The following is a 22,747-nucleotide window of genomic DNA, read 5'->3' on the forward strand; positions in this document are numbered from 1 at the left end:
CATCACTGTGCCAGTCTCTCGCACTTTGCCAGCGCTCATAGGCGCTCTGTTTTCGTCGGTGTTTTTGACCGTTCAGCGGTAAAAACACCCCGTATTCTTTCCGGAGAGTGGATGCATCGTCCCTCGGTTTTGCTCCTGTTGTGTGCGTCGCTGCTGCTGCCGATAACGGCGGTTGCGCGCTTGCCCGGGCCACTGCAAGCCGTGCCGGCCGCCAAGGTCCGAGACCTGTCGGAGATCCGTAGCAGCCGCGTGCTGCGAGTGCTGGTCAACCAGAGCCGCAACAGCTCCGGTGAAGTTCAGGGTCAGGCCATCGGTGTCGAATACCACCGCCTGCGCGCCTTCGAGCAATACCTCAATGGCCACGCCCGCGATGGCCAGGAAATCACCCTCAAGATCATTCCCAAAGCCAAGGACCAACTGCTCGGTGCCTTGCAGCGCGGCGAAGGTGACGTGGTAGCCCCAGGAGAACTGCTTGATCTGCAGCCGGGCCACGCGGTTGCCAGCAGCGAGCCGATTGCCCGCAATGTGCCGTTGGTGCTGGTCGGCATCAAGGGCGAGCGCCGTTACACCAAGGTTGAACAGCTGTCCGGCAAAACCCTGGCCTTGCCGACCGGCAGCGCGGCGGGGGAGGCGGTCAGCCAGCTCAATCAGAAACTCGCGTTGCACAAACTGGCGCCGATCAAGATCGAGTGGGTCGACCCCACCCTGGCTGTCGAAGACGTACTGGAGATGGTGCAGGGCGGGATATTTCACCTGACCATCGTCGAGCAACCCATCGCCGAGCGCTGGGGCAAAATCCTGCCTAGGTTGCGTTTCGATCGCCAGTTGATGATCAGCGAGCCGGGCGAGGAATACTGGTTCGTGCGCCGCGATGCCTCGATGTTGCGGGCGAGCATCGATCGCTTCCTGGTCGGCTACAAGAAGCCCTCGAACGAAGACGCAGAGTTTCTGCGGATCTATCGGCGCCTTTATCAAGTGCACTATCCGTTGGCCAAGGCGGACCGCCAGCGTCTGGAAAAACTGCGTCCGACCCTGCAAAAACACGCCGACGCGCAAAACATGGACTGGCTGAATCTGGCGGCGCTGGCGTTCAAGGAATCAGCCCTGCAACCCAGCGCCCGCAGCGGCAGTGGCCCGACCGGGTTGATGCAGATCACTCCGTCCGCGGCGCAACGGGTCGGTGTGAACAATATCCAGAATCTCGATGCAAATGTGCAGGCCGGGGCCAAGTACCTGGCGATGATCCGCCGCAAGTTTTTCAACAGTCCGAAACTCAATGAACGCGAGCGCATGGCGTTCACCCTGGCGGCCTACAACATCGGCCCGGAGCGCGTGCAAGGCATGCGTGCCGAGGCGCGGCGACGTGGGTTGAACCCCAATCAGTGGTTCTTCCAGGTCGAGCGCATCGCAATGGAGCAGGTCGGCATGGGGGCCGTCAGCTATGTTAATAGCGTGAACAAGTACTACTTGGCGTTCGACCGGGAGCGAGAATCGCTGGAGCCCCGGGGACAGAAAGTTGCCTCACGCAAATGATCTAATAATCTGATTGTTATGGCGGAATAATTGCGCTTTTAACATGAAATTAACTGATTAATATAGCGGCCAATCCCAACACACTTCTCGCAAAACAAGGAATGCCCCATGAGCTCTCTGATCAACAAGGTTCTGTTCACTCGCGCCGGTTACGGCCTGACCATTCTGCGCATCGCCGTCGGCGTGATCTTCGCCGCACACGGTTCGCAAAAGCTCTTCGGTCTGTTCGGTGGCTACGGTCTGGCGGGCACCGCGCAGTACATGGACAGCGTTGGTCTGCACCCGGGTTATCTGATGGCCACGCTGGCCGGCGGTACCGAGTTCTTCGCCGGTCTGGCGTTGATCATCGGCCTGCTGGTGCGTCCGGCGGCGCTGGGGCTGACCTTCCTGTCGCTGGTGGCGATCTTCACCGTTCACATCAGCAACGGCCTGTTCATGGCCAACAACGGTTACGAGTTCGCCCTGGCGCTGCTTGGTGGCAGCCTCGCGGTGATGATCGAAGGCGCCGGCAAGCTGTCGGTGGATCGCGCCATCGCCGGTTGAGCGCTCTGAATCAAGCAAAAGGCCCGCATTGTGCGGGCCTTTTTTGTTGTGGTTGATTCTTGACACTCGTCGGTCACGTTCTCTAGGATGTTGCTCATGCGCCGATTTAAACAGCTACTTGCGGGGCGCCAGGTGACTCAGAGAGTTGCCGTCAGAAGCCGGAACAGGGCTTCGAAATACCGCTAAAGCGCTGGTTCGGTGTTGCCTCTCACCTGCCATGCAGACTTTTGAGGCAGAGACACGACACGATGAATGCACTACGCCCTCCAGCACGTCCCGCGCCGATCACGGCACATATCACTCAGCGCAACCCGAAAATTCTGCTTGGCGGCAAACATCAGCCGACGCTGTTGCGTTATCTCGATGGTTGGCCACGTCGCAGCGGTGGTCCTGCCGCGTTCCTGATCCAGTTTGTCGAAGACGGCGAGTCCCTGGCACGCTTTGCCAGTGACAGTTTCGATCTGGCAGTGATTCAGGCGCCGAGCGCTGAAGACGCTCCGGAAATGATCAAGCAACTGACCCGCGTTGCGCGTCAGGGGTTGATCACTCGTCGCTGAAACGCGTTACGGATAATCGATCGCCACGATATAGACACACTGCTCACCGGTTGGCGTCTGTACCCGAACTTCGGCGTCCAGCGCCTTGCCGATCAAGGCGCGGGCCAGCGGTGAGTCGATGCTGATCAAACCCAGTTTCAGATCCAGTTCATCCGGGCCGACGATGCGGTAGCGTGATTGCTTGCCGTCTTCGTCCTCGATGGTCACCCAGGCACCGAAGTAGACCTTGTTCGGATCGCTGGGTTTTTCGCTGACGACCTTGAGTGCTTCCAGGCGCTTGGTGAGAAAACGCACGCGGCTGTCGATTTCGCGCAGCATCTTTTTGCCGTAGGTGTACTCGGCGTTTTCCGAACGATCGCCCTGAGCCGCGGCTTCGCTGACCGATTGCGTCACTTGCGGGCGGCGCACATGCCACAGCTCATGGAATTCGGCGCGCATCCGCGCTTCACCCTCTGGGGTGATCAGCGCGGTGCCGGCGGTGCGGGGAGGGCGATAACGGCTCATGGCAACTTCTTGTGGTGACGAAGGCTGGAGTCTATCAACCCTCGCGCAAGACTGTCAGCGGACTCGCATTCAGTGCCCGACGCGTGCCGAACACACCGGCACCGCCAATCAGCGCTGCACCGATCAAAGGCAGCACCAGCAGCCACGGATGCGGATGCCACGGCAGATCGAACGCATAGCGATACAACACCAGGCTCACCACCTCCGAGCCGATGGCCGCGAGCAGCCCGCTGACCGCACCGAGCAAGCCGAACTCGATGCGCCGGGCCTTGACCAGCAACTGCCGTTCCGCACCCAGCGCTCGCAACAGTGCGCCTTGGCGAATGCGTTCATCCAGCGTCGCCTGCAAGCCGGAGAACAGCACCGCCATCCCTGCTGCCAACACGAACAACAACACATACTCCACCGCCAGGGTGACTTGGGCGAGGATGCTGCGCAGTTGTTCGAGCAGGGCTTCGACCTGAAGAATGGTCACCGCCGGAAACGCTCGCGATAACTCGACGATCTGCTGATCGTGACCGGGTGCCAGGTAGAAACTGGTCAGATAGGTCGCCGGCAGATCCTTCAGCGTACCGGGCTGGAAGATCATGAAGAAGTTCGGCTGAAAATTGTCCCAGTTGATCTCGCGCAGGCTGGTGACTTTCGCTTCGCGATTGACGCCGCCGACGCTGAACACCAGGTGATCGCCCAGCTTGAGCTTGAGGCTTTCGGCGACCTTGCCTTCCACCGACACGCCCGGTACGTCATCCGAGGGTTGCGCGGTCCACCAAGTGCCGGCGGTAAGCTTGTTGCCGGCCGGCAGATCGGCGGCCCAGGTCAGACTCAGATCACGCTGAACCGCGCGGTCGCCGGCCGAATCCTTGCTGACGATTTGCTGCACTGGCTCGCCATTGATGCTGACCAGTCGTCCTGGCACCACCGGGTACAGTGGCGCCGCTTGTGCGGAGACGCTGACCAGGTGCTCGGTGAAGGCCTGTTTGTCCGCCGGCAGGATGTTCAAGGCGAAATAGTTCGGGGCGTTTTTCGGCAACTGGTTTTGCCAGGTGTCGAGCAGTTCGCCGCGCAGCAGGGCGATCAGCGCCATCGACAGCAGGATCAGACCGAACGCCAGTGATTGTCCAGCGGCCGCCAGTGGATGGCGTAGCAACTGACCCAGCCCCAGGCGCCAAGGCAGCGAGGCTCGCGCCAACAGACGACGCAGGCTGTTCAGCAGTAACAGCAGCAACCCGCCGAGGATCACCGCCGCCACGACACCGCCACCGAGCAGGGCGAAGGTCAGCAATAAATCGAGACTCAGGCGCCACATGATCAGACCGAGTGCGCCCAGTGCTGCGCCATAGACCATCCAGGTGCTCGACGGAATCGGCAGCATGTCGCGGCGCAGTACCCGCAGCGGTGGCACTCGACCCAGCGCGGCAAGCGGCGGCAGGGCGAACCCGGCGAGCGCCACCAGACCGGTACCGATCCCGGCCATCGCTGGAAACAGCCCACCCGGCGGTACATCCGCCGGCAGCAAGTCATGCAGCAGGGCAAACAGCCCCAGTTGAGCCAGCCAGCCGAGCACCGCACCACTGAGGGCGGCGCCCAGGCCCAGTACCGTCAGTTGAATACTGAACAACAGCATGGTTTCCCGACGCGACAAGCCAAGGCAGCGCAGCAGGGCACTGGCATCGAAGCGGCGACTGGCAAAACGGTTCGCCGACAGCGCCACGGCCACACCGGCCAACAGCACCGCGACCAGACTGGCCATGTTCAGGTAGCGCTCGGCCTTGCCCAGCGCACCGCCGATCTGTCGGTTACCGTCGCGGGCATCCTGAATCCGCTGGTTGGCGGCCAGTCCCGGTTTGATCAGCTGTCGGTAGGTTTCCAGCGCCTGCGGTTCGCCGCGCCACAACTCGCGATAGCTGACCCGGCTGCCCGGTTGCACCACACCCGTGGCGGCGAGGTCATCAAGGTTGATCATCACCCGAGGCGTGAGGCTGTAGAAGTTGCCCGCACGATCCGGCTCGTAGGTCAGCACGCGGGTCAGCTTCAGGGTTTTCATGCCGACGTCGATGCTGTCGCCGATCTTCAGATCCAGCGCGGTCAACAGTCGTGCTTCGACCCACGCTTCGCCGGGTTGCGGCTCGCCTCCGGAGGTTTCTGCGGCAAATGGAGCGGGGGCACTTTTCAGTTCGCCGCGCAGTGGGTATGCGCGGTCGACTGCTTTGATGCTCGATAACTGAATGCCGTTGTCGGTGGCGATGACGCTGGAAAACTCCACCACCTGGGCATGAATCAAGCGCAGTTCGGTGCCGCTGCGGATCTGTTCGTCACGGGCCGGTGAGCTGCCTTCAAGCACCAGGTCGGCGCCAAGGAACTCGGTGGCGCGCAGCATCATCGCGCCGTTGAGGCGGGCGCCGAAATAGCCGATGGCGGTACTTGCCGCCACCGCGACGACCAGCGCGAAGAACAGCACGCGCAATTCACCGGCGCGGGCATCGCGCAGCAACTGGCGGATAGCGAGGCTGAACAGACGCAACAGCGGCAGACGTGCCATCAAGGCTCCAGAGGGGCGACCAGCAGCCCGGCTTCAAGTCGGATCAGGCGCCGGCAGCGATGGGCCAGGCGTTCATCGTGGGTCACCAGCACCAGCGTGGTGCCGCGCTCCATATTCAGCTCGAACAGCAAGTCACTGATGCGCTCGCCGGTATGGCTGTCGAGGTTGCCGGTGGGTTCGTCGGCGAACAGCACGTCCGGTTCGGCGGCGAAGGCCCGGGCAATCGCCACGCGTTGTTGTTCGCCGCCGGAGAGCTGGCGTGGCGAGTGCGTCAGGCGCTGGCCAAGACCGACCCGTTGCAGCAATTCGGTGGCGCGTTCGCGGGCGTCTTTGCGGCCATCGAGTTCCAGCGGCAGCATGACGTTTTCCAGTGCGTTGAGGCTGTCGAGCAACTGGAAGGATTGAAAGACGAAACCTACGTGCTCGGCGCGGATACGCGCGCGCTGGTCTTCGTCGAGATTGCTCAGGGCTTGCCCGGCGAGGATGACTTCGCCGCTGCTCGGCAGGTCGAGGCCGGCCAGCAGGCCGAGCAGGGTGGATTTGCCGGAACCGGACGCGCCGACGATGGCCAGGCTGTCGCCCTTGTTCAGTTCCAGGCTGAGTTCGTGCAGGATAGTCAGTTCACCTTCCGCGCTGGGAACCACTTTGCTGAGGTTCTTCGCGGTGAGAATGCTTGCGCCCATGGAGAATCCGATGCGTGTGTGGTTTTTGAGTGCTGGCCTGGCCTTGATGTGCATGGCCCAGAACGCAGCGGCGGGTACTGTCCTGATCGTTGGCGATAGTATCAGCGCCGGTTTCGGACTGGATACCCGCCTGGGATGGGTATCGCTGCTCGAGCAACGGCTCAAACAGGAAGGTTTTGACGACAAAGTGGTCAATGCCTCCATCAGCGGCGACACCAGTGCCGGAGGCCAGGCGCGCCTGCCGGCGCTGCTTGCAGAGCACAAGCCGGAACTGGTGATTCTCGAATTGGGTGGCAATGACGGCCTGCGCGGAATGCCGCCAACGCAATTGCAACAAAACCTTGCGGCGATGATCGACAGCTCCCGCCAGAACGGCGCCAAGGTGCTGTTGCTCGGCATGCAACTGCCGCCCAACTACGGCAAGCGTTACACCGATGCTTTCGCCGAGGTCTACGGCAAACTCGCCACCGAGAAAAAGATCCCGCTGGTGCCGTTTTTCCTCGATGGCATCGGTGGCCATCCCGATCTGATGCAGGCCGATGGTCTGCACCCGGCAGTCGGGGCTCAGGGCAAGTTGCTGGAAAATGTCTGGCCGACGCTAAAACCGCTGTTATGAGGCTTTTCTAGTGGCAGGCTTTCGGCTAATGTGGCGCCCCCTTATTTGGAGCCCCCGATGTCGCGTTCTGCCTGGTCCCTGTTTGCCTACCAACTGATCGAGCCTGACGAACAGCTGGATCTGTTCGCCTGCCAGGAAGTGCGGGTGCATCTGGTGACCCGTCAACTCGAACTCGGTGGCTCGGCCGACCGGACGTTGTGTGGCAGCTTGCTGCCGGCGCAGCCGCGCTGGTCGAGTGTCGATCGCCGGGTGTTTCAGGATCAGCGCCTGTGCTCGTTGTGCCGGGCGATCCTTGAGTCGCAGAAGCGCGGTACCTCGCCGATCTGGCCTGAGTTGCGTTTCGAGCTCTGACCTTGTGGGAGCGGGCTTGCTCGCGAATGCGGTGTTTCATTCAACGAATGCTTTGACTGACACACCGCATTCGCGAGCAAGCCCGCTCCCACCCTAGGCACCTTGTCGCCTGCTGCAGGGTGGTCTCCCCGAATTCCCGAGGCGCGGTGTACAATCGCGCTCTTATACCCTTGTTGATCATGCGAAGGATTTTCCGGATGTTGCCGCGCTTTCCTGCCGTCACCCGCTGCCTGTCACTTGCCGCCCTGTGTGTGGCCGGTCCCGTTGCTGCATTGGAGTTTCCCCTGCCACCACCCGGTGAGGACATCATCGGCCAGGTGCAGGTGATCAAGGCCAAGTACGAAGATACCTTCGCTGACCTGGGCACCACCTACGATCTGGGCTATTCGGAAATGGTCGCGGCCAACCCGGGCGTCGATGCCTGGCTGCCGGGCGCCGGCACTGAAATCGTCCTGCCGACGCGGTTCATCCTGCCGCCGGGTCCGCGCGAAGGCATCGTGATCAACCTCGCCGAATACCGCCTCTACTACTACCCGAAAGGCCGGAACGTGGTGTACACCTTTCCGTTGGGTATCGGTCGTGAAGGCTGGGGTTCGCCGATCGCTCACACCACTATCACCGCGAAAACGCCGAACCCGACCTGGACCCCTCCAGCGTCGATCAAGGCCGAGCACGCCGCCGATGGTGATCCGCTGCCGAACGTGGTGCCGGCCGGTCCTGACAACCCGCTGGGGCCGTTCAAGTTCAGCCTCGGCACACCCGGTTACCTGATCCATGGTTCGAACAAGAAGTTCGGCATCGGCATGCGCACCAGCCACGGCTGCTTCCGCATGTTCAACAACAACGTGCTGGAAATGGCCAGCATGGTGCCGGTCGGTACCTCGGTGCGCATTCTCAACGACGCGTACAAGTTCGGTCGCAGTGGTGGCAAGGTCTACCTGGAAGCGCACACGCCGATCGACGACAAGGGCAACCCGTCGGTGGTCGACAAGCACACTGCGGTGATCAACGCGATGCTCAAGCGTGAAGATATCGCCAACAACGTACGGGTAAACTGGGACGTTGTGCGCGATGTAGTGGCGGCTGAAGACGGCCTGCCAACCGAAATCGGTACGCCGGGTGCGGCGGCGCCGATGGTTTCGAACACGCCGATCGATCTGCAACAGTAAGGTCGATCCGGACCCGCCGGCGCGTGCAGCGTCGGCGGGTTTTTTATTGCCCGGACAAAAGCATCAGGCAAAAAAAAGCCGACCCAGAAACTGGGTCGGCTTGATAACAATCCCGAGGGATTATTACTTGCGGCTAGCTTTGTCCAGCATACGCAGAGCACGCTCGTTAGCTTCGTCAGCAGTCTGTTGTGCTTTTTGAGCAGCAGCCAGAGCTTCATCAGCTTTACGGTATGCTTCGTCTGCACGAGCTTGAGCGCGAGCAGCTGCGTCTTCAGTAGCGGTCAGACGTGCTTCGGTTTCTTTCGATGCGCTGCTGCAACCGGTAGCCAGAACTGCGGCCAGAGCCAGAGCAGAGAATTTCAGAACGTTGTTCATCGTGTTCCCCTTCAAGGACTTTCAATTAAGTGGCTTTCTCCTCCGATTGAGGAAATAGCCGGCGTACATACTACCCATTACTTGTAGTAAGTAAACTGACGTAGCGCAAGAAGCAAAAAAAATTGTAGGCGTTGATTCTTTTTCGAGCAACTTTTAACTGGGCTGTATAAAAAATATCCAGCTACAAGCCCCGGCTTGAGCGAGTTATTGAGAAAAAGTTCCCGTTGCCCGGTGCAGTTTTTGCCGTCTTGCACCAAGTCTGTCTAGATGAATTCGTCTACACTTTTGTTCCGATTTTGCATGATGCCTCACCTATCTTTGTCTCTCTTGAGGTGACTTTAAACAAGACGCTACGTCTTAAGTCTCGACATTCGGCAATGTTCAGGTGAGCGCTTCGGGAAGATCTTCCCCACGCCTGCCACTACGCCCATCGATGTCACCCGGTCAATGAGCATGATGACGAGCGCACCTTGAGCATTTTCGCCAATGGTGCCTACTATTTATCACGTGCTCGGTTGTGCGAGATCGGTGTGGCTCTTCTCGGTGTTCATCAGGCACGGGGTGGCGTAGATGTTCCTTCGCCGGAAAAACATCGGTAAGGTAGGGGTCAGAATTCAAGACCCGCGAGGAGTAGTGATGAGCGAGGCGTTGTCCATCCACCATGACCAGGCTGGTCATCAGTTCGAGACCAATGTGGACGGTCATCGTGCCTACCTGACCTATATGGATCTGGGGAAACAGACCCTGGATATCTATCGCACTTTCGTGCCCAACGCGCTGCGTGGCCGGGGCATTGCGGCTGCGCTGACTGAAAGCGCGCTGCAATACGCCGAGGAAATGGGCTACACGGTGATACCGTCGTGCTCCTACGTCGAGCGCTACATGGAGCGCCATCAGAAGCGCGCCGCGAAAATCTGACAAACCCTACACACAAAAACGCCGGGCTGAGCCCGGCGTTTTTTTATGCCTGCGAAACGCTGATCAGCTGCGCTGACGTTTCGGCAGAACATCCTTGAGTTTGGCGTGCATGCTGCGCAGGGTGTTCTCGGTGGCAGCCCAATCGATGCAGGCGTCGGTGATCGACACGCCGTATTGCAGGTCGGCGAGGTCTTTCGGGATCGCCTGGCAGCCCCAGTTCAGGTGACTCTCGACCATCAGACCGATGATCGACTGGTTGCCTTCGAGGATCTGGTTGGCGACGTTCTCCATCACCAGCGGTTGCAGGGCCGGATCCTTGTTGGAGTTGGCGTGACTGCAATCGACCATGATGTTCGGCTTGATCTTCGCCTTGTTCAGCGCCTGCTCGCAGAGGGCGACGCTGACCGAATCGTAGTTCGGCTTGCCGTTGCCGCCACGCAGCACCACGTGACCGTAGGCGTTGCCCTTGGTGGTGACGATCGACACGCCACCTTCCTGGTTGATCCCCAGGAAGCGGTGCGGGCTGGAGACCGACTGCAAGGCATTGATCGCCACGGTCAGGCCGCCATCGGTGCCGTTCTTGAAGCCGACGGCCGAGGACAGGCCGGAAGCCATTTCACGGTGAGTCTGCGATTCGGTGGTGCGCGCGCCGATCGCCGACCAGCTGATCAGGTCCTGCAGATACTGCGGGGAGATCGGGTCGAGGGCTTCGGTGGCGGTCGGCAGGCCTTTTTCGGCCAGGTCCAGCAGCAACTGGCGACCGATGTGCAGGCCGTCCTGAATCTTGAACGAGTCGTCGAGGTACGGATCGTTGATCAGACCTTTCCAGCCGACGGTGGTCCGTGGCTTCTCGAAATACACGCGCATGACCAGATACAGGGTATCGGAGACTTCCGCCGCCAGTTCCTTGAGGCGGTCAGCGTATTCGTGGGCAGCCTTGATGTCGTGGATCGAGCACGGGCCGATCACTACGAACAGACGGTGGTCGGTGCCATCAAGAATGTTGCGAATGACTTCGCGGCCCTTGGTGACGGTGCGCAGGGCAGCGTCGCTCAGAGGGATATCACGCTTGAGCTGATCGGGAGTGATCAGGGTCTCGTTAGAGGCGACGTTTAGGTCGTTGATCGGTAAATCAGCCATCGTTTACTCGTCAGGTCACGGGTGCCGGCCGCCAGCGATCCCCGCGCGGCGGAGCACAGCAGATTTAAGCGCGTCGGGGAGCCGAACCTTAGCGCGTCAGACGCGGCTCGACAATGGGCAAACGCCGCTTTAATCCAGCACTGGCTGGGCAAAAGCCTTGCGAACGCTGTCGTGAGAGAACTCGTCGGCGTGTTGTTCGACCCATTGCAGCGCCAGCGCCTGAATATCCTGCAGGTCGTCGTGGGCCTCGTTCATGCGGCAATAGCGTTCGATCTGGCACACCTGTTCGCCCATTCGGGCGCTGAACAGCGTCTGCTCGTCGGTGAACGCGATCCCCACCAGATAGCCCTTTTTACGCCGCAGGCACCACGCCACATAGCCTGGGTAACAAATGTCGGAGTTGAGCGTCGGCATGCGTACTTGCAGTGCGGTGCCGTGGCGCCAGGCGCGGTGATAATTGCAAGCGATCCCGCCGAGGCTGATAGTGTGCAGCTGTTGCCTGGAAATGCACTCGGGCTTGAGTAGCGTTAATTCGACAGGCACTTCGTCCGGATGAGGAATGAAACGTCCCATGAGCACAGACTCCCTGTGTCGGCCATTTGACATTGTTTCACCCAGTATAGTGGTCGAATCGCAGCTGACCGATTTTGACGCCGACCAGTGGCTGCTGGCGATGAGCGGTGTTTCACTGGTGATTTTCACCAGTGTCGGCTGCTCCAGCTGCCGCTTTGCCAGGGAGGTGTTGCCCGGGTTCGAGCTGGCGGTCGATCGCCTGTGCTGGATCGATGCCGGCGACAATGGCGGGTTGGTGGAGCGTTATCAGGTCTTTCATTTGCCGGCGCTGTTTGTAGTGCGCGACGGTGAGTTCTTTGGGGCATTGCACACGCGCCTGACAGCCGACGCGCTGAACGCGGCAGTGGCGCAGGCGCTGGGTCGAATTGCAGAGGAGTTGCCATGATGGGAGAGGTCAGCAAACCGGTGGTGGGGATTATCGGCACCGGCGCGATTGGGGGATTCTACGGTTTGATGCTGGCGCGAGCCGGTTGCGATGTGCACTTCTTACTGCGCAGTGAATTCGCCGCAGTGGCCGAACGTGGTTTGCAGGTGGACAGTGCCGTTCATGGCACGCTGACGCTGAACCCGTTGCAGGCCTATGCGAAGGCCGAGGACATGCCGGCCTGCGACTGGCTGCTGGTGGGCGCCAAGACCACCAGCAGCGCCGGGCTGGCCCCGGCGATCATCGCTGCGGCCAAACCCGGTGCGAAAGTGCTTGTGCTGCAAAACGGCCTCGATGTCGAAGATAGCTTGCGCGAGTTGCTGCCTGATTCCCTGCATCTGCTCGGCGGTCTGTGCCTGATCTGCGTGCATCGCGAAGGCCCCGGGCACATTACTCATCAGGCTCTGGGGGCGGTGAACGTCGGTTACCACAGCGGCCCGGCGGCGGGCGACGCAGAGCGCATGGCGATCGTCGAGGAGGGCTCCGGGCTGTTCCGTGCTGCCGGCATCGATTCACAGGCGATGCCCAATCTGCATCAGGCGCGCTGGCAGAAACTGGTCTGGAATATTCCCTACAACGGCCTCTCGGTGTTGCTCGGTGCCAGTACCACGCCGCTGATGGCCGATGCCGACGGTCGCGCGCTGATCCAGGCCTTGATGGCCGAAGTGGTGCAGGGCGCCAGGGCCTGTGGTCACGACATGCCGCCCGGTTACGCCGAGTATCTGTTCATGATGACCGAGAAAATGCCCGACTATTGGCCGAGCATGTACCACGATTTTCTGCACAAGCGGCCGCTGGAGCTGGAAGCGATTTATGCCCGGCCATTGGCGGCAGCCAAGGCGGCAGGGTGTGAACTGCCGCGTATTGAAGCGCTGTATCGCACGTTGAGTTTCATCGACCGACGCAACACCTGAGTCGGTTTTTCGGGAAGTGGGGGAAGGCATGGCCAAGAACATCGATGACAAGCTGGTGCTGGCGATTTCGTCTCGCGCCTTGTTCGACCTGAGCGAGAGTCACAAGGTCTACCTGTCGAGCGGCGTCGAAGCCTACCGGCAATATCAGATCGAGCACGAAGACGAGATTCTCGCCCCCGGCGATGCCTTTCCCCTGGTGGAAAAACTTCTCAGCCTCAACAGTCGCCTCGACCGCGCCCGGGTCGAGGTGATTCTGGTCTCGCGTAACAGTGCCGACACCGGTCTGCGCGCTTTCAATTCGATCCATCACTATGGGCTGGACATCTCTCGGGCGGCATTCGTCGGCGGGCGCAGTCCGTATCCGTACCTCAAAGCCTTTGGCTGTGATCTGTTTCTGTCCACGCACGCCGAAGATGTACGCGCCGCGCTGGACGCCGGATTTGCTGCCGCGACAATTCTGTCCGGTGGCGCCAGTCGTGCTGCCAGTGACGAGTTGCGCATTGCCTTCGATGGCGACGCGGTGCTGTTCTCCGATGAGTCCGAGCGCATTTATCAGTCCGGCGGGCTGGAGGCGTTTCAGGCCAAGGAGCGTGAGGCGGCGCGCGAGCCATTGCGCGGCGGGCCGTTCAAAGGCTTCCTGGCGGCGCTCAATGCGCTGCAGCGCGAGTTCCCCGAGGACGATTGCCCGATTCGCACGGCGCTGGTGACCGCACGTTCGGCGCCGGCCCACGAGCGGGTGATCCGCACCTTGCGCGAGTGGGACATCCGTCTCGACGAGTCGTTGTTCCTCGGCGGGCTGACCAAATCGGCGTTTCTCGAAGCCTTTGCTGCCGATGTGTTTTTCGACGATCAGGCCGGCCACTGCGAGCTCGCCCGCGAAGTGGTCGCCACCGGCCACGTGCCGCACGGCATCAGCAACGAACCGTCGATCTAAAGCCCCTGTGCTTCAAGACGTTGCGTCGCACGTCGTACTCGCCTGGGCACTGCTAAGCTGAATCAAATCTCCGCCATGTTGGCACGCGAGGAGGTCATATGATTCGTTCGATGCTGTATGCCACTGACCTCGGTCTGTACGCACCGTTAGTGATGCAGCATGCCCTGGCGTTGGCGCGAACATTCAATGCCGACTTGTATGTGGTGCATGCGGTGGAGCCTATGGGGTTGTTTGCCGAGTCGGTGTTGCAAAGCTATCTCGACGAGCAGGCATTGAACGAATTCCACAGTCAGGGTCTGAAAACTGTCATCGCCAATATCGAACAGCGGGTGCTCGACAGTTTTCGCGAAGAGCTGGGGGACGAGGGCGAGCAGGATCTGCAGCGGATTCGCGCGGTTCGGGTGCTGCAGGGCGATCCGGCGCAGGTGATTCTCGACCAGGTGCAAAAGCTCTCGGTGGATTTGCTGATCGTCGGCACGCATAGCCACGGTGTGGGGGTGGAAACGCCGTTGGGGCGCACGGCCACGCGAGTCCTGCAATTGGCCAAGGTGCCGGTTTATCTGGTGCCGTTGGTGGAGCGTCGGCGTCGGGGGGATCGCTGAAGCGGTAATAATGGCGTTTTGATAAAAAAGTTCTAGATTTATTCATCAAACCATTAATATAGTTATATACCGTCGCTGATGCCCGTGGCGTCTACCTGCTTTGAGGGATACATATGAAGCTTCAACAATTGCGCTACATCTGGGAAGTGGCGCACCACGACCTCAACGTTTCCGCTACAGCCCAAAGCCTTTACACCTCGCAACCGGGTATCAGTAAACAGATCCGCCTGCTGGAAGACGAACTTGGCGTTGAAGTGTTCGCCCGCAGCGGCAAGCACCTGACCCGCGTCACGCCGGCCGGCGAGCGCATCATCACCACCGCTGGCGAGATTCTGCGCAAAGTTGAAAGCATCAAACAGATTGCCCAGGAATTCTCCAACGAGAAGAAAGGTACCCTGTCGATCGCCACCACCCACACCCAGGCGCGTTATGCACTGCCGCCGGTGATCAGCAATTTCATCAAGCAATACCCGGACGTGGCGCTGCACATGCACCAGGGGTCGCCGATGCAGATCGCCGAAATGGCCGCTGACGGCACCGTTGATTTCGCCATTGCCACCGAAGCGCTGGAGCTGTTCGGTGACCTGGTGATGATGCCGTGCTACCGCTGGAACCGCTGTGTGGTGGTGCCGCAGGGGCACCCGCTGACCAAGCTGCCGAAGCTGACCCTTGAAGCGCTGGCCGAATACCCGATCGTGACGTACGTGTTCGGTTTCACCGGCCGTTCGAAACTTGACGAGGCCTTCAGCCATCGTGGCCTGACGCCGAAAGTGGTGTTCACCGCTGCCGACGCCGACGTGATCAAAACCTACGTGCGCCTGGGCCTGGGTGTGGGCATCGTGGCCAAGATGGCGGTCGACACCAAACTGGACAACGACCTGGTGGTGCTGGATGCCAGCGAGCTGTTCGAGTCGAGTATCACCAAGATCGGTTTCCGTCGCGGCACGTTCCTGCGTGGTTTCATGTGCGACTTCATCGAGAAGTTCGCTCCGCACCTGACCCGTGAAGTGATGGCCAAAGCCATTCAGTGCCACAACAAGCAGGAGCTGGAAGAGCTGTTCGACGGCGTCGAACTGCCGGTCCACTAAGACCCTGCCTCAGAGCACCTCGGTGACAGCGAACTGTTGCCGGGTGCCCGCCACCAGAATCTCCACCTCGTCACCCTCGAACTTGCCCAGCAGGCTTTTACCCAGCGGTGAGCGCGGGGTGATGACGGTAATCGGCTGACCCACCACATCGACTTTCAGGCCTGCCGCATCCGGCGCCAGAAACAGCCATTGCTCGCGACCCTTTTCGTCTTCCAGACCGAGCAGGGCGCCGATCTCGATGCCGCGATTTTCATCGTAGGCGCGCAGCGCCAGGTTCTGGCACAGCGCCAGCGACTGGCGGATTTCCTCGACCCGTTTCGCCTGACCCGCCGCCAGATAAGACGCCTCAAGCCCGAGCGTGTCGTATTTGTTCTCGGCGATGTTCTCTTCGTGGGTCGCGGTTTCGTAAGCGGTCTGCGCGGCACGCTCGGCGATGTCGAGGTCGACGCGCAGTTTGTCGAGGATCAGTTGGTGGACGGTGTGTTTGTTCATGATCAATCGCAGAATTGCAAAACGTTGGCGCGGCTCTTTTCGCTCGGCGCGGTCTGGTCCTGTTGCAGCCAGAACTGGCATTTCGCATTCGACTGGTTGCGACTGCTACCGCGAGCCTGATCCAGACGTGCCTGCTGTTCGTTCTTGCGCAGGTTCTCTTCGTACTGCTCGAACAGCGGGCTCTGTGGCGGAATGTCCGGTTGTACCTGGACGGCCGCTGGCGGCTTGGCCAGTTGCTGCACCGCCTGAGCGACAGGCGCCAGTTGTTCGGTGAACATGAAACGCGAGAGCAGCCAGCAGGTCAGGGCGATGGCCAGAAAGCCCAGCCACATGCCCAGGGCAATACTGCCGGTCAGTTGCAGCGCGCTAAGCTGAACAGGCAACGGACGACGCGGGTTGGGACGATAGGGCATGGCTGCCTCCTGGCGGATGATTGCGGGCAAGTGGCGATTGTCGCACGAAGATTAATCGCCGTCGGCTCTTCTGCGCGACGTCATTTATGCGGACAATCAGCGCTTTTGCCAACGGGAGTCTTGCATGTCGGTATCGGAAACCCGCTGGGATATTTTTTGTACCGTGGTCGACAACTATGGCGACATCGGCGTGACCTGGCGTCTGGCCCGGCAACTGGTGGCCGAGCATGGCATGACTGTGCGCCTGTGGGTCGATGACTTGCGCGCCTTCGAGCGTATCTGCCCCGAGATCGATATCCACGTTGCGCAGCAATCGCAGCAGGGGGTCGAGGTGCGGCACTGGCCGAGTGACTGGCCGCAGACGGCCGCGGCGGACGTGGTGATTGCCGCTTTCGCTTGCCAGCTACCACCCGCTTATATGGACGCCATGGCCGAGCGGCAACAACCGCCGCTGTGGATGAACCTCGATTACCTCAGCGCCGAAGACTGGGTAAGCGGTTGTCACGGCTTGCCCTCGGTGAAGTACAAATCGGTGCAGAAGTTTTTCTTCTTTCCGGGGTTTCAGCCAGGCACTGGCGGATTGCTACGCGAACGGGGCTTGCTAGAGCGGCGTCGTGCGTTTCAGGCTGACGACGGGGCGCAGCGACAATTCCTGCTGGGGCTGGGGGTTGATCGTGCACCGGATGCACAATTGATCTCCTTGTTTGCCTACGAAAATGCCGGGCTTGCCAGTTGGCTGGACGTGCTGGCTGCGGACGCTGTGCCAACCCACCTGCTGGTGCCGGAAGGGCGGATTCTCGGCGACGTCGCGCGCTGGCTCGGAGTCGATTCGCTGGCCGCCGGCGACTTCAACGTACGGCAGGCGCTGACGGTGCAAGTGTTGCCCTTCGTCCGCCAGGATCAATACGATCAGTTGCTGTGGTGCTGCGACTTCAATGCGGTGCGCGGGGAAGATTCATTTGTCCGGGCACAGTGGGCCGGTCGCCCGATGCTCTGGCACATCTACCAGCAGGACGAAGACATCCATCTGGACAAGCTCGACGCCTTCCTTGCGCTGTACACGAAAGGTCTTTCGCCGGCGGCGGCCGAGGCGATGAACGGTCTGTGGCGAGCCTGGAGTGCCGGGCAACCGATCGGCGAGCACTGGCTAGAGGCCCGTAAACATTGGCCGCAGCTGCAGGAAAATGCCGAGCAATGGTGTCTGGAACAAGGCTTGCAGGCGGATCTTGCCACGGCGCTGGTACAGTTTTACCTAAATTGGATATGATACGCGGCCTAGATTTTTGTAAATCCCATCCAAATTCGGATATTCGCAATGAAAACTGGTAAAGAACTCAAACCCGGTACCGTGATCCGTATCGACAACGATCCTTGGCTGGTTCAGAAAGCTGAATTCACCAAATCGGGCCGTAACAGCGCGATCATGAAGACCAAGCTGAAGAACCTGCTGACCGGTTACAAGACCGAAACCGTTTACGGTGCGGACGACAAGCTGGACGACGTGATCCTGGATCGTAAAGAAGCCACCCTGTCTTTCATCAGCGGTGACACCTACACGTTCATGGACACCACTGACTACACCATGTACGAGCTGAACGCCGAAGACATCGAAAGCGTTCTGCCTTTCGTTGAAGAAGGCATGACCGACGTTTGCGAAGCCGTGTTCTTCGAAGAGCGTCTGGTTTCCGTAGAGCTGCCGACCACCATCGTGCGCGTAGTTGACTACACCGAAGGTTCGGCTCGCGGCGACACTTCCGGCAAAGTCATGAAGCCAGCCAAGCTGAGCAACGGTACTGAGCTGCAGGTTGCTGATTTCATCGAAATCGGTGACAAGATCGAGATCGACACCCGCGAAGGCGGTTCCTACAAAGGCCGTGCCAAATAAGCACAGCTTTTTGCGGAAAGAAAAAGCCCGGCCATTGAGCCGGGCTTTTTTGTGCCTGCGATTTCACCTTCAACACCGGCCCCGTGGGAGCGAGCCTGCTCGCGAAGGCGGTGTGTCATCCAGTGAAGTGTTAACTGTCAGGATGCCTTCGCGAGCAGGCTCGCTCCCACAGTGGATAGGCGCTGATCTCAAACGGTGGTGTGCAGGCGCACATCGACGTTGCCGCGGGTCGCGTTGGAGTACGGGCAGACCTGATGCGCCGCCTCGACCAGGCTCTGTGCATCCGCTTGTTCCAGACCCGGCAGGCTGATGTGCAGGTCGATGTCCAGACCGAAACCGCCAGGGATCTGACCAATACCGACATGGGCGGTGATCGAGGCGTCGTCGGGGATTTTACGTTTGGTCTGGCTGGCCACGAATTTCAGTGCACCGATGAAGCAGGCCGAGTAGCCAGCCGCGAACAGTTGCTCAGGGTTGGTCGCTGCGCCGCCGGCACCGCCAAGTTCTTTCGGAGTGGCGAGTTTGACATCGAGGATGTTGTCGCTGGAGATCGCACGACCGTCACGGCCGCCAGTGGAGGTTGCGATTGCAGTGTAGAGAGTTTGCATGGTGTGGGCCTCGTTGGGTGTATTTTGCTGCGCTAATTGTTTGCGCGCTAAGTAAGTGCGAGATGAATGTAGCTCGCCAATATTTAGTGCGCAAGATAATTTTTTGAGGAAAATCGGGATATGCCACCAAGCGCGGTGGTGCGGCCGGCTGGAAGGTTTGTTCTAGAGCGGCTTAAGGCGAATCAGCGCCAGCAAAATAATTTTCGCAGCGTCAATATTTTCAGATCAGCAGGAGGTTTCTGTGGGAGCGAGCCTGCTCGCGTAAGCGGTGCGTCAGTCAGCGAAGGTGTGGGCTGGAAGAACGCCTTTGCGAGCAGGCTCGCTCCCACAAGGGGAAATCAGGTGGACTCGGTCAGGCTGTCTTGCAGGTGGCTGCGCAGGGCTTGCAGCTCCGACTGCAGGTGTTGCAGGCGCTCGACGGTAAAGCCGCTGGCGCCCAGGATGCATTGCGGAACGCGCTTGGCCTGGTCACGAAGGGCTAGGCCCTGTGCGGTCAATTCGACGATCACCACCCGCTCATCCTCGCGACTGCGCGTACGGCTGAGCAGGCCTTCGCCTTCCAGGCGCTTGAGCAACGGCGTCAATGACCCCGGATCGGTCAGCAACCGCGCGCTGATTTCACCCACGGTCAAACCGTCTTTTTCCCACAGCACCATCATCGCCAGGTATTGCGGATAGGTCAGGCCCAGCGCTTGCAGCAGCGGCTTGTAGACTTTGGTCATCATCAGCGAGGTGGAATGCAGGGCGAAGCAGGCCTGGTTATCCAGCAGCAGGTGATCGCAGTTGTCGGTGATGTCGCGTTCGGTGGTCATGGCAAAGCCTTGTTCGATGAAGGGTTTGAATCTAGCGCGCGAATGTTTAAGGCGCCAGATAATTATCCCGAATCTAGTGCCGGCCCAGTTCTCGTTGCAGCGCCAGATCCCACGGTGGTACCGGGCTGAAGCGAGTCTTCAGGTATTCGAGGAGCAAGCGGCTGCGCGAGTGGGTCTGCTGTTCCATGCGCAGTGCATAAATGCCGGTGGTCTCCGGTTGTGGCAGACCGTTCTCGCAGAACAGCGGCAATAGCTCGCCACGCAGCAGGTACTCACTGGCCAGCCAGGTCGGCAAATGCGCGATGCCCAGCCCGGCCAGTGCACCGCACACCAGCGCCTCGGCATTGTTGGCGCTCATGCGGATACGCGAGGGGCGATGCAACTGCATCTGCCCGTCCTGTTCGAAGCGCCAGGCGAAGGGCGGGGCAAGGCCTTCCCAATCCAGTCCGTCATGTTCACTCAACTGACCGGGATGGCTCGGCGCACCGCGCCGCTTGAGGTAGTCGGGGCTGGCGCAAGCAATGCGCACCATGCTGGCCAGCGGGGTAGCGACCAGCCGCGTATCGGCCATTTGCCCTGCACGCAAGACCAGGTCGACCTTGCCCAGGTTTGAGCCGTGCATGTCGATGAAGCTGTCGATCAGGTGCAATTGCACGTCGAGGCCCGGGTACAACACCAGAAAGTCGGCAATCACTGGCGCGAGATGGCGGCGACCGAACGCCGCTGGGGCATCGATGCGGATCAAGCCTTCCGGCGCACTGCTCAACGACACCGCTTCGGCCCGGGCCAGTTGCAGCTCGCTGACGATGCGCCGTGCCCGTTCGGCAAACGCCAGCCCGGCCGGTGTGGCCCGCACTGCGTGGGTGCTGCGGATGAACAACTGGCTGCCGACTGCACTTTCCAGGCTGTCGATCCGCCGCGCCACGGCGGAAGGCGTCAGTGGATGACGACGGGAAGCCGCAGAAAAACTGCCGCTTTCCAACACATCGAGAAACAGCCCGAGCTGGTCGGTCAATTGGTTGGGGTTCATGAGTGTTCAGTGCTTGTGCAAAGTTGGCATAGCCATTGTGCGTTGCTGTGCGTTTCCCCGCCAGCCTCGACTGCGTAGGATGAATCACCTGACGGATGAGGGAATCGCTGTGCTCGAGTTTTTGTTGTACCTGCTGTTTGGCGCCGCCCTTGGCACATTGGGCGGCATATTCGGCATCGGCGGTGGGCTGATCGCGATTCCGCTGCTGGGTGTCTGGTTCGGTCTCGATCAGCAGATCGCCCAAGGCACGGCGCTGGTGATGGTCGTGCCCAACGTGATGCTGGCGCTGTGGCGCTATCACCAGCGCAATCGCATCGAACTGCGCCATGCACTGCCGTTGGCGATCATGGGCTTCTGCTTCGCCTGGATCGGATCGATCTGGGCGGTGGGGATCGATGCACAAACCATGCGTATCGGCTTTGTCGCTTTCCTCGTGGTGCTCTCGGCGTACAACTTGCTGAAGATGTTCGGCAAGCAACCGTCTGCCACTTCCCGGATGCGTTATTCCTGGCCGTGGCTCGGCGTGCTAGGCGCGGCGCCCGGAACCATGGGCGGACTGTTTGGTGTCGGCGGGGCCGTGGTGGCGACGCCAGTGCTGACCAGCCTGTTCGGCACCACCCAAGTGGTTGCTCAGGGCCTGTCGCTGGCTCTGGCGTTGCCGAGCACCGGCGTGACGCTGGTGACGTACGCGGTGCATCACGAGGTGGACTGGATGATCGGCCTGCCGCTGGCCGTCGGCGGTCTGGCGAGCATCAGTTGGGGCGTGAAAGTGGCCCACGCCATGCCGGAAAGGCTGCTGCGCGGGCTGTTTTGCGGTTTCCTGGTGCTGTGTGCGGTAATGCTCGCCCTTAAAGCTTGAAGCCTTCGACGATGTGCTCGGCCAGGCATTCGGTGATCGGCGACGGATTGTTCAGGTTACGGATCAGCATGATGCTGGCTTCGGGCAGCAGCGGCAGATCTTCGGCAGCGCCGAGAATGCGCATGTCCGGGGTGATCAGGCTTTCCAGTTGCGCAGTGATCGCCAGACCCGCGCTCACCACCGCCATCAGCGCCGACAGGCTGGTGCTGTTATAGGCGATGCGGTAATCACGGCCCATTGCGTCCAGCGCATTGCAGGCCCACAAGCGGCAAAAACAATCACTGTTGAACATCGCCAGCGGCAGCGGCGTCTGCTCGTGAGCGCTGAAGTTTTGCGCCTCGGCCCAGACGAAACGCTCCTTGCGTAGCAACTGACCGATCTCGTTGCCCGGCTCACGCGTGACAATCGACAAGTCGAGGTCAGTGCGCTGCAACAACTGCTTGCTGGATTCGCAGTGCACTTCAATCTGGATCAGCGGATAGAACTGGGCAAACCGCGACAGGATCCCCGGCAGAAATCGCATCACGTAATCGTCCGGCGTACCGATGCGCACGGTGCCGACCATGTGCGGTTCGCGCAGGGTGTTGAACACCTCGCTGTGCAACTTGAGGATGCGCCGCGCATACCCGAGCAGCACTTGGCCCTCGGCGGTCAGTCGTACCTGACGGCCGTCACGCTCGAACAACTGGCGCTGCAGCACGTCTTCTTCCAGACGCTTCATCTGCATGCTCACTGCCGATTGCGTGCGGTTGACCATTTCGCCGGCGCGGGTAAACCCGCCCTGGTCGGCAATCGCGACGAAGGTGCGCAGGACATCGGTATCGATACTGGGGTAGGCCGACAATTGATGAATCTCCGTGATGAATGCCATCAGAAACATTCGTTGGATTGATCTTAACGCCAGCGCGAGACTTGAGCCATCCACAAGGAGGGCAACACGATGAAAGGTCAAAGAGAGTATGTAGACGAAACAAAATTTTCCGGCCACGGCCATATCGTTTCCGACCTGCTGCACAAGTTTAGCCGCTGGTATGAACTGCACCGCGAACGCGAGTTGCTCGCCAGTCTGAGCGACGAAGCGCTGAAGGACATCGGGGTCAGCCGTGCCGACGTTGAGCACGAGGCCATCCGGCCGTTCTGGGACGATCCGATGCATAAATGATCAGGGCCTTACTACACAAACCA

Annotated in this window: 28 protein-coding genes; 16 read left to right on the forward strand and 12 right to left on the reverse strand. The window is 60.4% G+C overall.

What is annotated here, in order from left to right; all coding sequences use genetic code 11:
• Positions 1-111: 111 nt before the first annotated feature.
• From U862_RS0126250 to U862_RS0126260, 3 genes are all read left to right on the forward strand, one after another.
• The gene (locus U862_RS0126250) at positions 112-1,533 is read left to right on the forward strand and encodes a transglycosylase SLT domain-containing protein (protein ID WP_025113123.1); all 1,422 of its coding nucleotides are present in this window, start codon (positions 112-114) and stop codon (positions 1,531-1,533) included.
• A gap of 108 nt (positions 1,534-1,641) precedes the next feature.
• Positions 1,642-2,076 (forward strand): DoxX family protein, encoded by a 435-nt coding sequence (locus U862_RS0126255; RefSeq protein ID WP_025113124.1) that lies wholly within the window; start codon positions 1,642-1,644, stop codon positions 2,074-2,076.
• A gap of 248 nt (positions 2,077-2,324) precedes the next feature.
• The gene (locus U862_RS0126260) at positions 2,325-2,633 is read left to right on the forward strand and encodes a hypothetical protein (protein WP_003226820.1); all 309 of its coding nucleotides are present in this window, start codon (positions 2,325-2,327) and stop codon (positions 2,631-2,633) included.
• 6 nt (positions 2,634-2,639) lie between these two features.
• Here U862_RS0126260 and greB read toward each other — a convergent pair whose 3' ends face one another.
• From greB to U862_RS0126275, 3 genes are read right to left on the reverse strand one after another with little or no spacing between them, the layout of a single operon-like run.
• Positions 2,640-3,137, reverse strand: a complete 498-nt coding sequence (gene greB, locus U862_RS0126265) for a transcription elongation factor GreB (protein ID WP_025113125.1) — start codon at positions 3,135-3,137, stop codon at positions 2,640-2,642.
• 34 nt (positions 3,138-3,171) lie between these two features.
• Complete coding sequence (locus U862_RS0126270) at positions 3,172-5,676, reverse strand: ABC transporter permease (RefSeq protein WP_025113126.1); 2,505 nt, start codon at positions 5,674-5,676, stop codon at positions 3,172-3,174.
• Positions 5,676-6,359 carry an ABC transporter ATP-binding protein gene (locus U862_RS0126275; protein WP_025113127.1) on the reverse strand — a complete coding sequence of 228 codons (684 nt, stop codon included), beginning with the start codon at positions 6,357-6,359 and terminating at the stop codon, positions 5,676-5,678. The genes U862_RS0126270 and U862_RS0126275 overlap by 1 nt, the downstream gene beginning before the upstream one ends.
• A gap of 10 nt (positions 6,360-6,369) precedes the next feature.
• Here U862_RS0126275 and U862_RS0126280 point away from each other — a divergent pair, with 10 nt between their 5' ends.
• The 3 genes from U862_RS0126280 to U862_RS0126290 all read left to right on the forward strand — a co-directional run bounded on the left by U862_RS0126280 (position 6,370) and on the right by U862_RS0126290 (position 8,495).
• On the forward strand, positions 6,370-6,975 hold the full coding sequence (locus tag U862_RS0126280; protein WP_025113128.1) for an arylesterase: 606 nt from the start codon (positions 6,370-6,372) through the stop codon (positions 6,973-6,975).
• 57 nt (positions 6,976-7,032) lie between these two features.
• Positions 7,033-7,326, forward strand: a complete 294-nt coding sequence (locus U862_RS0126285; protein ID WP_007908575.1) for a hypothetical protein — start codon at positions 7,033-7,035, stop codon at positions 7,324-7,326.
• A gap of 197 nt (positions 7,327-7,523) precedes the next feature.
• On the forward strand, positions 7,524-8,495 hold the full coding sequence (locus tag U862_RS0126290; RefSeq protein ID WP_025113129.1) for a L,D-transpeptidase family protein: 972 nt from the start codon (positions 7,524-7,526) through the stop codon (positions 8,493-8,495).
• Positions 8,496-8,618: 123 nt separating this feature from the next.
• Here U862_RS0126290 and oprI read toward each other — a convergent pair whose 3' ends face one another.
• A complete protein-coding gene (gene oprI, locus U862_RS0126295) occupies positions 8,619-8,870 on the reverse strand; it encodes an outer membrane lipoprotei OprI (RefSeq protein WP_025113130.1) in 252 nt (83 codons plus the stop codon).
• A 636-nt stretch (positions 8,871-9,506) separates the two neighbouring features.
• On the opposite strand from oprI, the gene U862_RS0126300 reads away from it, so the two are divergent.
• Positions 9,507-9,788 (forward strand): GNAT family N-acetyltransferase, encoded by a 282-nt coding sequence (locus tag U862_RS0126300; RefSeq protein ID WP_025113131.1) that lies wholly within the window; start codon positions 9,507-9,509, stop codon positions 9,786-9,788.
• A 63-nt stretch (positions 9,789-9,851) separates the two neighbouring features.
• Here the strand turns inward: U862_RS0126300 and U862_RS0126305 are convergent, their stop codons facing one another.
• Complete coding sequence (locus U862_RS0126305) at positions 9,852-10,928, reverse strand: 3-deoxy-7-phosphoheptulonate synthase (RefSeq protein ID WP_025113132.1); 1,077 nt, start codon at positions 10,926-10,928, stop codon at positions 9,852-9,854.
• 129 nt (positions 10,929-11,057) lie between these two features.
• Complete coding sequence (locus U862_RS0126310; protein WP_025113133.1) at positions 11,058-11,501, reverse strand: PilZ domain-containing protein; 444 nt, start codon at positions 11,499-11,501, stop codon at positions 11,058-11,060.
• On the opposite strand from U862_RS0126310, the gene U862_RS0126315 reads away from it, so the two are divergent.
• The 5 genes from U862_RS0126315 (at position 11,500) to cysB (ending at position 15,463) form a co-directional block, all read left to right on the forward strand.
• Complete coding sequence (locus U862_RS0126315; protein WP_025113134.1) at positions 11,500-11,886, forward strand: co-chaperone YbbN; 387 nt, start codon at positions 11,500-11,502, stop codon at positions 11,884-11,886. The two genes, U862_RS0126310 and U862_RS0126315, sit on opposite strands and share 2 nt — an antisense overlap.
• A complete protein-coding gene (locus tag U862_RS0126320; protein ID WP_025113135.1) occupies positions 11,883-12,839 on the forward strand; it encodes a putative 2-dehydropantoate 2-reductase in 957 nt (318 codons plus the stop codon). Before U862_RS0126315 ends, U862_RS0126320 begins: the two co-directional genes overlap by 4 nt.
• Positions 12,840-12,867: 28 nt before the next feature.
• Positions 12,868-13,773 (forward strand): 5'-nucleotidase, encoded by a 906-nt coding sequence (locus U862_RS0126325; RefSeq protein ID WP_025113136.1) that lies wholly within the window; start codon positions 12,868-12,870, stop codon positions 13,771-13,773.
• A 98-nt stretch (positions 13,774-13,871) separates the two neighbouring features.
• A complete protein-coding gene (locus U862_RS0126330; RefSeq protein WP_025113137.1) occupies positions 13,872-14,375 on the forward strand; it encodes a universal stress protein in 504 nt (167 codons plus the stop codon).
• A 113-nt stretch (positions 14,376-14,488) separates the two neighbouring features.
• Complete coding sequence (gene cysB / locus U862_RS0126335) at positions 14,489-15,463, forward strand: HTH-type transcriptional regulator CysB (protein ID WP_007908591.1); 975 nt, start codon at positions 14,489-14,491, stop codon at positions 15,461-15,463.
• Between the two features lie 9 nt (positions 15,464-15,472).
• Here cysB and U862_RS0126340 read toward each other — a convergent pair whose 3' ends face one another.
• Complete coding sequence (locus U862_RS0126340; protein ID WP_025113138.1) at positions 15,473-15,955, reverse strand: GreA/GreB family elongation factor; 483 nt, start codon at positions 15,953-15,955, stop codon at positions 15,473-15,475.
• Positions 15,956-15,957: 2 nt separating this feature from the next.
• Entirely contained in the window at positions 15,958-16,368 is a 411-nt protein-coding gene (locus U862_RS0126345; RefSeq protein ID WP_025113139.1) for a hypothetical protein, read from the reverse strand.
• A 124-nt stretch (positions 16,369-16,492) separates the two neighbouring features.
• On the opposite strand from U862_RS0126345, the gene earP reads away from it, so the two are divergent.
• Together earP and U862_RS0126355 are read left to right on the forward strand one after the other, a co-directional pair.
• Positions 16,493-17,635: an elongation factor P maturation arginine rhamnosyltransferase EarP gene (earP, locus tag U862_RS0126350; RefSeq protein ID WP_025113140.1), complete on the forward strand. Its 1,143-nt coding sequence runs from the start codon at positions 16,493-16,495 to the stop codon at positions 17,633-17,635.
• A 48-nt stretch (positions 17,636-17,683) separates the two neighbouring features.
• Positions 17,684-18,253 carry an elongation factor P gene (locus U862_RS0126355; protein WP_025113141.1) on the forward strand — a complete coding sequence of 190 codons (570 nt, stop codon included), beginning with the start codon at positions 17,684-17,686 and terminating at the stop codon, positions 18,251-18,253.
• Between the two features lie 188 nt (positions 18,254-18,441).
• Here the strand turns inward: U862_RS0126355 and U862_RS0126360 are convergent, their stop codons facing one another.
• From U862_RS0126360 to U862_RS0126370, 3 genes are all read right to left on the reverse strand, one after another.
• On the reverse strand, positions 18,442-18,861 hold the full coding sequence (locus U862_RS0126360) for an organic hydroperoxide resistance protein (RefSeq protein WP_007964807.1): 420 nt from the start codon (positions 18,859-18,861) through the stop codon (positions 18,442-18,444).
• 338 nt (positions 18,862-19,199) lie between these two features.
• Positions 19,200-19,673 carry a MarR family winged helix-turn-helix transcriptional regulator gene (locus U862_RS0126365; protein ID WP_025113142.1) on the reverse strand — a complete coding sequence of 158 codons (474 nt, stop codon included), beginning with the start codon at positions 19,671-19,673 and terminating at the stop codon, positions 19,200-19,202.
• A 73-nt stretch (positions 19,674-19,746) separates the two neighbouring features.
• On the reverse strand, positions 19,747-20,703 hold the full coding sequence (locus U862_RS0126370; protein ID WP_025113143.1) for a LysR family transcriptional regulator: 957 nt from the start codon (positions 20,701-20,703) through the stop codon (positions 19,747-19,749).
• A 109-nt stretch (positions 20,704-20,812) separates the two neighbouring features.
• Here U862_RS0126370 and U862_RS0126375 point away from each other — a divergent pair, with 109 nt between their 5' ends.
• Complete coding sequence (locus U862_RS0126375) at positions 20,813-21,562, forward strand: sulfite exporter TauE/SafE family protein (protein WP_025113144.1); 750 nt, start codon at positions 20,813-20,815, stop codon at positions 21,560-21,562.
• On the opposite strand, the gene U862_RS0126380 is transcribed toward U862_RS0126375, so the two are convergent.
• On the reverse strand, positions 21,552-22,406 hold the full coding sequence (locus U862_RS0126380; protein WP_025113145.1) for a LysR substrate-binding domain-containing protein: 855 nt from the start codon (positions 22,404-22,406) through the stop codon (positions 21,552-21,554). The genes U862_RS0126375 and U862_RS0126380 overlap by 11 nt on opposite strands.
• A gap of 96 nt (positions 22,407-22,502) precedes the next feature.
• On the opposite strand from U862_RS0126380, the gene U862_RS0126385 reads away from it, so the two are divergent.
• A complete protein-coding gene (locus tag U862_RS0126385; protein WP_025113146.1) occupies positions 22,503-22,724 on the forward strand; it encodes a DUF1127 domain-containing protein in 222 nt (73 codons plus the stop codon).
• The last annotated feature ends 23 nt before the right edge of the window (positions 22,725-22,747 follow it).

The organism is Pseudomonas sp. H1h (genome assembly GCF_000633255.1).
Classification (GTDB): domain Bacteria; phylum Pseudomonadota; class Gammaproteobacteria; order Pseudomonadales; family Pseudomonadaceae; genus Aquipseudomonas.